This is a genomic window from Tenacibaculum halocynthiae (genome assembly GCF_964512825.1).
GTDB classification, from domain to species: Bacteria; Bacteroidota; Bacteroidia; order Flavobacteriales; family Flavobacteriaceae; genus Polaribacter; species Polaribacter halocynthiae.
Genome location: NZ_CAZELG010000043.1, coordinates 1 through 14325 on the forward strand (window position 1 = coordinate 1; position 14325 = coordinate 14325).

Genomic DNA, 14325 nt, shown 5'->3' on the forward strand with positions numbered 1-14325 from the left:
AGATTTAATAGGAGTGAATAGTAGTTTTATAGATTTAGGAGGACATTCATTAAAAATGGTGTTTTTAGTAAATGCTATAAAGAAAGAGTTTGGGGTGAAATTGAAATTACAGGACATTTTTAAAGGAAAAACAATTAGTCAACTATCAGAATTAATTGAAATAGAAATTTGGTTAGAAACTAAGAATAACAAGCAAGATCAGCGAAAAGAGGTTGTACTATAAAAACGAATAAAATTATGGAAGAATTACTTTTAAAATTACGAAAATTTGATGTTCAATTAAATGTTGATGATAATAATCTTAAGTTAAATTTACCAAATAACTTTAAAGATATTACTTTAATAAATGAAATTAAAGAAAATAAAACTGATTTAATTGATTATATTAATAAAGTTAAAAGAAACAGAGTAAACTCTTTAGAGATACCAGTAGCAGATTTTTCTGATCTTATAAAACTGACTCCACCTCAAACTCGGTTGTATGTACTTCAAGGGTTAGCAGAAAACTCTAATGTTTATAATATCCCTTTTGGATGTGAACTAAATGGAGCTGTAGATGTCTCTCAAATGCAAAAGGCTTTTAAAGAAGTGGTTAATAGGCATGAGAGTTTACGAACATGTTTTATTCTTGGTGAAAATTATGAACCAGTTCAAAAAATTATTGAAGAATTCGAATTCGAATTAGAATATATTAAGTCAAATGAGAAAGCACTGGAAACAATTATACAAGACTTCTCATATGCTTTTGATCTTAAAAAAGGACCATTAATAAGAGCTAAACTAGTAGAGATTAACTCGAGACGATTTGTTTTGTTAATAGATGTTCATCATATTATTTTTGATGGGATTTCTACTCAAGTGTTTTTAAAAGATTTAGTTTCATTGTATAATAAAGAAGAGCTAAAAGACCTTAGAATACAATATAAAGATTATACAGCATGGTATTATAGTGATGATTATCAAATGAGTCTTGCTACTCAAAAATCATTTTGGGTAAAAGAGTTAGAAGGGTTTTCTAATACAGCAGTTCTTCCTAGAGACTTTAAGAAATTAAATAAAATTTCTTTTGAAGGAGGATATGCGAATTTTAAAATTAATAGTAAAAGGAGGAAAATTATAGAAGAACTTTCGAAGGAATCTGAAGTGTCTTTATTTAGTGTATTAATTACTCTTTATAGTATTTTACAAGCAAAGTTGTCAGATGCAAATGATCTAGCAATAGGTGTTCCTGTGGCTGGAAGACGTCATTGGGATTTAGACAATATGATTGGAATGTTTGTGAATACTTTAGCAATTAGAATGAAACCTGAAGGGGAGGTTCAATTTAATGAATATTTAAAAAATGTAGGAGCAACGGTGGTTAAAAGTTTTGATAATCAAGAATACCCCTATGAAAACTTACTTGAAGATTTAAATTTAAGAGGGAATAATGATATGAATCCGTTATTCGATACACTTATTACTCTAAATAATATTGAAGAAAGTCAGTTAGAACTTAATGATGTAAATGTAAAACCTATTGAAATAAATAAATCAACTTCTAAGTTTGATTTAATTATGCATTTTAATGAGCTTGATGAAGAGCTTGAATGTACCTTTGAGTATAGCACACAATTATTCAAAAAGGAGACCGTAAATAGATTTTTTGATTACTTTATTAATATAATAGATCAAGTAGGAAGTAATAAATCTATTGCTCTAGAAAAAATAACACTTCTTAATAAAAAGTCAAAAGAAGAAGTGTTAAAGTTAAATGACTTTACAAGTGTAAAATATCCAAATAAGCTTACGTTAGTTGAAATGTTTGAAAATCAAGTTTCTAAATCTCCAGATAGTATAGCTCTGATTTTAGGTGAAGATACTATGACCTATAAAGAAGTGAATGAAAAAGCAAATAGGATCGGAAGAATGCTTAGAACAAAAGGAGTTGGACGTAATGATACGGTTGGGGTTTTAATGGAAAAAAAATTTCAAGTGGTTATTAGTATGCTGGGTATTTTGAAAGCAGGTGGTGCTTATGTACCAATTGATGTTAATTACCCTCAAAACCGAATTGATTATATTATTGAAAATAGTGGAATTAGTTGGGTTTTATCTACAGAAGAGTATTTTGAAGTAATTAAAGAAAGTAAGATTTCAATTATAAATGTGTTGGAGGCAGAATCTATAGGAGATACGTGTAATTTGGAAGTAATGAATAACCCTGAAGATTTATGTTATGTGATCTATACTTCTGGAACTACTGGTGTTCCAAAAGGAGTAATGATTGAACATAAAAATGTTGTTCGTTTACTTTTTAATGAAGAGTTTCAATATGATTTTACAAGTAAAGATGTTTGGACTATGTTTCATAGTCACTGTTTTGATGTAAGTGTTTGGGAAATGTATGGAGCATTATTGTATGGAGGTAAATTAGTTATAGTGCCACAAAAGGACGCTAGAGATCCTTTAAAATATTTAAAAATTTTAAAGGAAAATAAAGTAACTATTTTAAATCAAACACCAACAGCTTTTTATTCGCTAAATAATGCTAGTGAAAAAGAAAATATAGCATTACCAGAAATACGATGCGTAGTCTTTGCAGGAGAGGCATTAATGCCATCTAAGTTAAGAAAGTGGAGAGAATTGTATCCAGACACAAAATTGATAAATATGTATGGTATTACAGAAGTGACTGTGCATATGACTTATAAGGAAATAGGAGGTGAAGAAATAGAAAAAGGCACTGGTAATGTAGGGAGAGCATTACCAACAGGGGTTATCTATTTGTTAGATAGTAATATGCAGCCAGTTCCTAAAGGAGTTATAGGTGAAATATATGTTGGAGGAGAAGGTGTTGCACGTGGTTATATGAACAATAAAGAGTTAACTAATTCTCGTTTTATGAATAACCCTTTTAAAGAAGGAGATCGTTTGTATAAATCAGGAGATTTAGCAGTGCTGATGCCTAATGGGGATCTTGAATACAAGAGACGTATGGATAATCAAGTTCAATTAAAAGGGTTTAGAGTTGAGTTAAAAGAAGTAGAACATCATTTGTTTCAACATGAATTAATTGATGATGTCTTGGTTATTAAAAGTGTTTCAGAAAAAGAAGAATCTTTTTTATGTGCTTATTATATAGCAAAAGAAGAAATAGATGTTACAGATTTAAGAACCTACTTAAGTAATAAATTGCCTCACTATATGGTTCCGTCATATTATGTTAAGATGGAAAAAATGCCGTTTACATCTAATAATAAAATTGATACATCAAAATTACCAGAACCTAAAACTGGGGTGTCAAACAAAAGATATGTAGCTCCAGTTAATGGAGAAGAAAAACTGATGTGTGAGATATGGGAAGAATATATGAGTATAGATCAAGTAGGGGTTGTAGATAATTTTTTTAGTTTAGGAGGAGATTCTTTAAAGGCTATAGGGTTAGTTTCTACAATTAATGATCGTTTTTCTTCTGCTCTTGTTATTGCTGATATATATTCTTACCCAACCATTAAGGAATTGGTAAAAGTATTAAAATCTAAAAATGGAAGTGGAAATGATTTATTGAAGGATGAAGTAGAAAAAGAATTGAAATTATTTCAAGAGAATTATAAAAAAGATAACGATTTTTTAGAGTTGTATGAAGAAGTTTACCCTATGAATGGTGTAGAAAAAGGAATGGTGTTTTATTCTTTATTAGGGAATTCTGAAGATATTAATAATGTTTTATATCACGAACAAAATATATATAACCTATCGTTTAAAGATTTTGATTTTAACATTTTTAAGCAAGCATTAGATTTAGTAATAAAAAAACATAGCGAATTTAGAAAGATATATGATTTGGAAAATTTGGCTCATATCATATTAAAAGAAATAGATCCTGAAGTTTATTTTATAGATTTATCCCATCTTAATACTATCGAACAGGAAGAGTTTATAACTGAAAAATTGCATGAAGAAAAATTAAAAGAAACAAATCTTTCAATGTCTTTAATATGGCGTATGCATATTTTAAAAATACGTGAGGATTTTCAATATTTATTATTTGATTTTAATCATTCTTTATTAGATGGGTGGAGTTTATCAGCTTTTTTAACTGAATTGAATAATACTTATTTAGCATTAAAGAAAAATACTTTTTTGGGATTGAAAACTATTCAGGGTAGTTATAAAGATCAAATAATAGGAGAGTTAACAGCTGTTAAAGATAAATCTAGTAAAGAGTATTGGAAAAAAGAATTAACAGGGTATAATCGATTTGAATTATCGATGACAGGTTTACCTGTTGAAACGGTAACGAATGATTATAATTTAGGGAAAAAGTATAGAAAAAAAATAGAAAAAATAGCTAGTGAACTCAATACAAGTTTTAAGCATTTGTGTTTTGCAGCGACAGCATACGCTTTACGTAAAATAAGCTACGAGAATGATTTGGTAATGGGTATGGTTACTAATGTAAGGCCGTTAATCCCAGATGGAGAAAATTTGATAGGATGTTTTCTAAATACAGTTCCAGTAAGAATTAAGGTTTCTGAAGATATAACTTGGAAAGAATATGTTAATTATATTGAAACTAAACTAAGAGAATTAAAGTATCATGAGCGAGTACCTTTTTATAAAATATTAGAATATATAGATGAAAAAACCTCAAAAGAAAATCCAATTTTTGATGTTAAATTTAATTATATCGATTTTAGGGTTTTTAATGAATTAGAAGGCTATAATAAAAAGAATTCAGAAGAAGTTCATAAAGGATACTTAGAATCTAAATCTTATTTAAATGAAAATACACCTCTTAATGTTAATATTTTTGCAGAGAATGATGACTTTACTTTGCGTATTGTTCATGAGGCTTCTCTTTTAGAAAATAATCAATCAAAAAATATATATCTATATTTTAAGAATGCTCTTGATCAAATATTAAATGAAACAAATAAAAAGTTAAAACTGGAAGAAGTTTTACCTCAAGAAGATTATCTGAAAATAACCAAGCAATTTAATAATACAGAGATTTCTTTTAGAAAGAAAACAACAATTTTAGATTTGTTTAATGAACAAGTTAAGTTAAGGCCAACTAAAGTAGCAACTGTATTTGAAAACGTGTCTTTAACTTATAAAGAGCTTGATGAAAAATCTAATCAATTATCTCATAAGTTAATTGAAGTTGGGGTGAAAAAGGAAACCTTAGTACCAATTAGTATAGATCGTTCTGTTGAAATGATAATTGGTATTTTAGGAATAATGAAGGCTGGGGGTGTTTATGTTCCAATTGACCCTACTTACCCGAAAAGTAGAGTTGACTATATTTTAAATGATATAGAAGCATCATTTATATTAACAGAATTTAAGTATAAAGACCAATTTGAAATATCTCAGTTGATACTAGATGATAAATCTATTTATGAAAATCGATCAAAATTTTCTGCTTTTATAGAAGTAAAAGAATTGTCGTTAGCATATGTTATATATACTTCTGGGTCTACAGGTAAACCAAAAGGAACTATGATTGATCATATAGGAGTGTATAATCAGCTTTGCTGGATGAAAGAATATTTAAATGTTTCTGAACAAGATGTAATTTTACAAAAAACAAATTTCAGTTTTGATGTTTCGGTTTGGGAATTAATATTACCATTATTGTGTGGTGCAAAACTAGTATTCAGTAAGCCTAATGGTCATGCAGATACAAATTATTTAGCGTCTATTATCAATAAGCAAAAAATCACATTAATTCATTTTGTACCTTCAATGTTATCAAATTTTTTAAATGAGGTAAAAGATAAAGGAATAGGAGTGGTACGTAAAGTTATTTGTAGTGGAGAAGAACTTCTACCAAATACAATAAAGCAGTTTCAGAGTAAGTATCCTAATGTATCATTGCATAATTTATATGGACCTACAGAGACGTCAATCCACGTTACAGCTATGGACGTTACAAACTATAGTAAGGGTAAAGTATCTATTGGCAAACCAGTAGCAAACACAAAGGCATACATAGTAAATAGCGAAAATAGATTACAATCAATTGGAGTAAAAGGAGAGTTGTTAATAAGTGGTGTTCAAGTAGCAAGAGGGTATCTTAATAGATCAGATTTAACGCTAGATAAATTTATAGACAATCCATTTGATACACAAAAAAAATTATATAAAACAGGAGATATGGCACGTTGGCTTCCTGATGGTACTATTGAATATCTTGGACGAATTGATAATCAAATAAAACTAAGAGGAAACCGAATAGAATTATCAGAAATAGAAACTGTTTTATTAAGTCATTCAAAAATACGTGTGGCAGCTGTAGATTACCGAGCGTATAAAGGAGAGTTCTGTTTAATAGCATATTATGTTACTTACGGAGAAGCTATTGATGTAGCAGACTTTAGAGAGTATTTAAATAAAAATATTCCTGACTATATGATTCCACTATACTATGAAGAAATGGAAGAATTTCCAATTACTTCTAATGGAAAACTAGACAAGTCGTCATTACCAGATCCTAAAATTAATCGATTAGAATCACATACTGATCCATTAAATGAAACAGAAGAAATATTGTTAGAAGTTTGGTCAGAAATATTAAATATAGAAAAAACTAAGATTAGTACTAATACTAGTTTTTTTAATATAGGAGGTCATTCGTTAAAAGCAATTACTCTAGTTAATAAAATTGTAAGATATTTTGCAGTAAATATAACCTTGAAAGAAATATTTGAAAAGCAAAGTATAAAAGGTATTTCTGATTATATAATTACTATAAAACAACTCAAGAATACTAACTTAAAAGATGATAAAGAAAAAGTAGCTTTATTAATATAAAAGGGGTAGTTTTTTAGAATACTTCATAATATATAATAATAAGACATATGCTTTTAAGGAAAAACATTTGATAAATGTTGATGCTTATTAAATTTAAGTTTTTTGTATAATTATTTTATGGACTATGCTTTCTGATGATTTATAAATAGTTTTCAGATTTATTAACATCTTACTATATGTTGTTTATCTAAGTGTTTTGATTTATTCTTAAAATTAAAACTGGTGCTATGAAAAAATACCAAATTAAACCTAAACAACCAAATTAAACCTAAACAACCAAATTAAACCTAAACTCATGAAAATAGATCAATATATCAGTGATTTAAGGAGTAGAGATATTATTATTTCTGTGCAAGATGGACAAATAGCTGTTAAGGCACCAGATGAAATTATTACTCCTGAAATAGTAAGAGAATTGACAATAAAAAAGCAAGAGATTTTAAGTTTTTTTAAGTTAATCAAAAATGAAAGAGCTTTTACTTCTATTTCAAAAGCAAAAGTTTCTGAGCATTATCCATTGTCTTCAGCTCAACATCGTATGTACTTTTTATATGAGCTTGATAAAGAGGGAACAAGTTATAATATGCCAGGTTTTTATAAAGTTAATAGAGACTTAGATATATTAAAAGTAAAATCTGCTTTTGAAAGTTTAATTAAACGCCATCAAAGTCTTCGTACTATTTTTACAATTGTAGAAAACCAACCTGTTCAAAAAGTTTTAGAAGCTGACTTATTTGAGGTGAATTTTTATCAAGGAGATGTTGATAAAAAAGATAAATATAAGCATGATTTTGTAATGCCGTTTGATTTGTCATCTGACTTTCCAATTAGAATTTCTTTGATAGAGATTCCGAAGGAAGATTATTTATTATTTATTGATATGCATCACATAATTAATGATGGTGTTTCACAAGAGATTTTAATGAATGATTTTTGGTCTTTTTATTATGAGAAATCTTTACCAGTACTACAAACTGAATATATAGATTACTCAGTATGGCAACAAGGTGAATATCACCAATCGTTAGTTGCTACTCATAAAAAATATTGGTTAAATAGGTACAAAAAAGAGTTTACTAAATTAGAATTACCTACAGATTTTTCTAGGCCACAGAAACTTAGTAGTGAAGGGGAGGTATATTCAATAAAACTTAATGCTCAAAAAAGTTCCAAGTTGCGTGCTTTAGTGAAAGAGGAAAGAGTTACAATGTATTCATTGTTTTTAGCAATTTATAATGTTCTATTGAGTAAGTTATCGAATCAAAAAGATATTATTGTTGGAACTCCAACATCGGGTCGTTACCATTCTGATTTAGAGGGGGTAGTGGGTATGTTTGTTAATACTTTAGCTTTACGTAATCAAATAAGTCCAGAAATTACTTTTAAAGAGTTTTTAAAGAATGTTAAGGAAGATACATTTATGGCTTTTGATCATCAATTATATCAATATGAAGAGCTGATTGATGCATTGAATATCAGAAGAGATATGGGACGTAATCCCTTGTTTGATGTTTTCTTTTCTTATAGTAAGCAGATAGATGTGAAAGTGGGAAAAAATACAGGTTCTAAAATCATGAGTTATGATGAAGCAAATGTCATGTCAAAGTTTGATTTAGAGTTAGATGTTTTAGATTCGAATGAGATTGTTTTATCACTAACATATCGAACTGATTTATTTAGTGCATCGAGTATAACTAGATTTTCTAATTATTTAATTAAAATAATAGATGAAATACTGAAGGATAAAAAAGTTTTAATAAAAAATATTGAGATATTATCAGAGGTTGAAATAAATAAATTATTAGTGGAGTTTAATGATACGGATGCAGATTATGATTTAAATAAAACTGTTCTAGATATGTTTGTTGATAAATCTCTTAGTAATCCAGATGCAATAGCTATTGTATTTGAAAAAGAGAAAATGACCTATAGAGAGTTAGATATTCGTTCTGATTTATGGGCAACACATTTAATAAAATCGGGTGTTGTATCACAATCTATAGTTGGCTTATTTATAACACGTTCAAGTGAAATGATAGTAGCTATTTTGGCAGTAATGAAAGCAGGAGGAGCGTATTTGCCAATTAATCCAAATCAACCAATAGCTCGAACCCTTGACATGTTGGAAGATTGTGGAGTTTCTACTATAATTACTAATGCAAGCGAGTCTTTGGAAAATTTAAAGCAAAGTTATAACTGTTTAACTCCCAGTGTTCTTAATTTAGATACGGTTATAGTTGAAAAGAAAACTATGTTTAGGGTTCTACCAACTAGCTTGGCTTATATTATTTATACTTCAGGTTCTACAGGAAAACCAAAAGGAGTGCTAATTCAGCATGAAGGAGTTTCTAATTTAATTCAACATCAACAACAACTTTTTAAGATGAATTATGATGAAAAAATTCTATTATTTTCTCCTTATTATTTTGATGCTTCTGTTGAACAAATATGGTTGGCATTATCAAGCGGAGCCACTTTAGTTATAATAGAGGAACAAAAATTGTTAGAGACAGCTTTTTTAAAATCATATTTAAAAGAACATAGTGTTACACATCTTGATAGTACGCCATCTTTTTTAGAAAGAATAGATTTAGAAGACTTACCAAATCTTCGTCGCGTAATTTCAGGGGGAGAAGCTTGTAGGTCATCTTTGATAGAAAGAGTTACTAATAAATGTCCTTTATATAATGAATACGGACCTACTGAAGCTACTGTAACAGCTACTTATCAAAAGATAGTAAAAGAACAAACTTTTGAATATAGAAGCTCTATAGGTAAACCTATAGCTAATACAAAGATTTATATTTTATGTGAAGATATGAAGTTATTGCCTCAAGGGGCAATAGGAGAACTTTATATAGGAGGAAAAGGACTGTCTTTGGGGTATTTAAATAGGTTAGATTTAACTGAAAAACGTTTTATTAAAAATCCTTTTGGAGAAGGACGTTTATACAAAACAGGAGATTTAGCAAGATGGAAAGAAGATGGTAGACTAGAGTATTTAGGACGTAATGATGATCAGGTAAAGCTTCGTGGTTATCGCATTGAATTAGGAGAAATAGAATGTCAATTAGAGAATTTAGAACAAATAAATCAATCATTAGTAATAACTTTCGGATCGGAAGAAAATAAACAGTTGGTTGCTTATTTATGTGGAGAAAAGGAGTTAAAAGATAGCGAAATTAAATCGTTTTTGTTATCAAAACTTCCCAATTATATGATACCTACTGGTTATATATGGATTGATTCCTTTCCACTTAATGCAAATGATAAAATTGATAAAAAAGCTTTACCTAGCCCAGATTTTATTATAGGAAAAGAATATATAGCTCCAAATACAGAAGAACAAGAAAAGTTAGTAGGTATTTGGTCAGAGGTTTTAGGATTTGAAAAAGAAAAAATTAGTATTAGTTCAGATTTTTTCCAATTGGGAGGGCATTCATTAAGTGCTATTACTCTGGTAAATAAAATTAATCAGATTTTTAATGTAGAAGTTTCTTTACAAGACTTATTTTTATATCGAACAGTTTTAGAATTATCCATTCATATTTCTGGTATGAATAAAGGGAATTATATATCTATTGATAAAGCACCTATACAAAACTCATATCCTTTATCATCAGCTCAACGTCGTATGTATTTTTTATACGAGTTTGATAAAGAGGGGACTAGCTATAATATGCCAGATTTTTATAGAGTTAGTAAAAATATAGAAGCAGCGTTATTAAATAAAATATTTAAAGAATTAGTAATGCGTCATCAGAGTCTTCGTACAATATTTGAGTTAGAAGATGGTCAACCAGTTCAACGTATTTTAGAAGCTGATTTATTTGAGGTTACTTATGATAAGGGTGAAGTAAATGATATAGATCGCTATATTAAAAATTTTGTTCGCCCATTCAATTTATCAAAAGATTTACCATATCGTGTATCGTTGATTGATATTTTAGGAGAAGACTATTTATTAATGATTGATACTCATCATATTGTTAATGATGGTGTTTCTAATGAAATATTGATAAGAGATTTCTGGTTGTTATATAAAGGATATAAATTACCTGAATTAGATATCCAATATGTAGATTATTCAGTATGGCAGCAAGAAGAAGCACAGAAGTCATTAACTTCTAGTCATAAAGAGTTTTGGTTAGAACGTTATAGTGAAGATTTGTCAATTTTAGAATTGCCGACAGATTATTCTAGAATTGAAAAACGAAGTAATAAAGGAGGTGTTTATTCAATAGAACTTAATAAATCACAAAGTGAGAAGTTATCTTTATTGGCAGTTTCTGAGGGGGTTACAATGTATACGTTGTTTTTTGCGGTTTATAATGTATTACTTAGCAAGTTATCAAATCAACAAGATATAGTTGTTGGTACTCCAACAGCAGGTCGTCATCATTCAGATTTAGAAGGGGTAGTAGGGATGTTTGTAAATACATTAGCTTTGCGTAACCAGGTATGTTCAGAGGTAATATTTAAAGATTTTCTATTTAAACTACAAGAAGATACATTGATGGCTTTTGACCATCAGTCATATCAATATGATGAGTTAGTGGATGCTTTAAATATCTCTAGAGATAGTAGTCGTAACCCTTTGTTTGATGTTTTCTTTTCATATAATCAACAAATTAAAGATACAGATTTTAAAGAATCTGATGACCTCAAAATAATAAGTCATAATGTGAACTATGATATAGCAAAATTTGATTTAGAGCTAGATGTGGTTCAGAAAAATGAGGGGTGTAGTATAATTTTTAATTATAATAGCTCTCTATTTAAAGAAAAAACAATAATAAGGTTTTCTAATTATTTTAAAAAAATAATAGAAGTAATATTATTTGATAAAAACATTGAAATATCAAAAATAGATATTCTTTCAAAAGAAGAAAAGAATCAAATTATTAATGAGTTTAATAAACCAGAAATTGAGCATACTATTTCTGGAACAGTTATCGATTTAATAGAAAAACAAGTTACTTCTAATCCATTATCAGAAGCATTATGTTTTAAAGGGGAAGTAATAAATTATAATACTTTAAACAGAAAGGTAAATCAATTAACTCATTATTTTTTAGATGTAATTAAAGTTGAAAAGGGAGATAGAATAGGTATCTATTTTGAGCGTTCTCCAGAAATGATAATTAGTCTTTTAGCAATTCTTAAATCAGGAGCAACATATATTGCTCTTGATCCTGAAAACCCATTGGATAGATTAAAAAAACTAATTGATAATTCAGGTATTAAGTACATAGTAACTAATTTAAGCACTGATTTAATAAATGTAAAAAAATCAGTACAGGTTATAGATTTGTTAGCCCAAAAATCAGAGATAAATAAAATGCTGGAATCTAATCCAATAATATCAATTCAGAAGAATGATCCAGCATATATAATTTTCACATCAGGAAGTACAGGAAAACCAAAAGGAGTAATTATAACGCATGATTCTTTGATTGATTATAGTTTAACATTTACAAAATATTTTTCAATTACTTCTTCGGATAAAGTAATACAACAAGCTTCACCAGCATTTGATACAATGATAGAAGAGATTTTTCCAGCTTTATTGTCGGGAGCTTCTGTTGTAATAATGCCAGAAGGAGGTCGTAATATAGAGGCACTTGTTAAAGGTATTGAAGAAACAAAAGCTACAATTTTAACTACTGTGCCAGTTGTTCTTGACGTATTAAATAATTTTTTAGATAATTTAAAAAGCTTGAGGTTTATTATAAGTGGTGGAGACGTATTACTTCCGAGACATATTAGTAATTTAATTAAAAATTATCCAATATATAACACCTATGGACCTTCTGAATCAACAGTTTGTATTACATACCATGAAATTGATTCTCTTGAAAAAGCTTCATGTATAGGTAGGCCTATAAGTAATAGAAGTGTATATATACTTAATAAAGCTAAACAATTATGTCCTATAGGAGTGTCGGGAGAATTATATGTTTCAGGGAAAGGGTTAGCGAAAGGGTATTTAAATGATGATAAATTAACAAAAATTAAATTTGTAGAAAATCCTATAGTTCCAGGAACAAGAGTTTATGCTACAGGAGATATGGCTAAATGGAATGAAAATGGGACTATTGATTTTATTGGAAGAGTAGATAAACAAATAAAAATTGGTGGTGTTCGTATTGAATTGGGAGAAATAGAGAGTCAATTAGAAAAGTTGGAATTTATTAATCAATCATTGGTAATGGACTTTGATGTTGGAGATAATAAACAATTGGTTGCTTATTTATGTGGAAATGATATTGAAGGTGAGAAAATAAAAAGAATTTTATCGTCAAAGTTACCAAATTATATGATACCTAATGTCTACGTTCAGTTAGAGAGTTTCCCTGTGAATTCAAATGGAAAAATAGATAGAAAATCATTACCTAACCCTAGTCTTAGGAAAATAAATACATTTATTTCTCCAAGTAATGAAATTCAAGAGAAATTAGTAAGTGTTTGGTCTAATATTTTAAAAATAACGAAAGATAAGATAAGTATGAACTCGGATTTTTTCTTACTTGGAGGTAATTCTTTATTAGGAATAAAATTGAAACATGAGATAAATAAAGAATTTGGATTTCAATTTTCGTTAACTGAAATTTTCTTAAATCCAACAATAATGTATTTGTCAAATAAAATAGAAGAGAAAGAGGAAGAAATAAATAGTAAGGTTGATTTAATTCCTTTAAACAATGAAGAGTTAAAAGAGAAATTATTTATAATTCATGATGGAAGTGGAGAAATAGAGGGGTATTTAGAGCTTACTAGAAATATAAAAGAATATCAGTGTTATGGAATTATGTTAGATGATAATGATAATAAGATAACAGTGCCAAGTATTCCTGAGATAGCTTCTTTTTACATAAAAAAAATAAAAACAATTCAACCTTTTGGGCCATATAATTTATTAGGTTGGAGTTTAGGAGGGGAAATTGCTACAGAAATTACTTTACAATTGGAAAGTAATATTGAAAAAGTAGAGAAATTAGTTTTAATAGACTCTTACCTTAAGTATGATAAACCAGTATTTAAAAAGTTATTTAATATTGATTCAGAATTAGAATTAATGAGTTCAATTTTTAATTTCTATCCTAAAAATAGAAAAGAAATTAATTCATTTCAAACTTTAGAATCTGAATTCCTAAAATCTAGTTATTTTAAGGGTTTAACAATTGGTGAACTTCAAAAAATTGTACCGCAAAATATTAAAGAGCTTATTCCTGATTATTTCAATAAAAATAAAAAAGAACTTTTTAAAATGACAAATAAAATCCGAAGGCTAATCGCTTCTTCGGAGGTACATTTTGTGAATAAACAGATTAGTGCTAATACTTTGTATATATGTCCATCAGAATCTCCAAATAACATGAATTTTAATAAATTAAGAAAAGTATTTAAAAGTATTAGTATTAATAATATTTCTGGAGACCACTTTTCTATAATGAAAACACCAGAAGTAATGAAACTATCAAATTGTATAGAAAAACATTTTGAATTAACAGTAGTATAATA

At 28.2% G+C, this 14325-nt stretch carries 3 protein-coding genes; all 3 read left to right on the top strand.

Annotated elements, in window-relative coordinates:
• On the top strand, window positions 1–223 hold a 223-nt coding region (locus ACKTTQ_RS16425), incomplete at its 5' end, for an acyl carrier protein (protein ID WP_408049821.1).
• Window positions 224–237: 14 nt separating this feature from the next.
• Window positions 238–6801, top strand: coding sequence for an amino acid adenylation domain-containing protein (locus ACKTTQ_RS16430; RefSeq protein ID WP_408049822.1), 6564 nt, complete (start codon window positions 238–240; stop codon window positions 6799–6801).
• A gap of 295 nt (window positions 6802–7096) precedes the next feature.
• On the top strand, window positions 7097–14323 hold the full coding sequence (locus tag ACKTTQ_RS16435; RefSeq protein WP_408049823.1) for an amino acid adenylation domain-containing protein: 7227 nt from the start codon (window positions 7097–7099) through the stop codon (window positions 14321–14323).
• Window positions 14324–14325: the final 2 nt, after the last annotated feature.

What these genes read in the sequence shown, in the direction of transcription:
- ACKTTQ_RS16430 (WP_408049822.1), top strand. Translation starts at nt 238, where the DNA reads ATGGAAGAATTACTTTTAAAATTACGAAAATTTGATGTTCAATTAAAT.
- ACKTTQ_RS16435 (WP_408049823.1), top strand. Translation starts at nt 7,097, where the DNA reads ATGAAAATAGATCAATATATCAGTGATTTAAGGAGTAGAGATATTATT.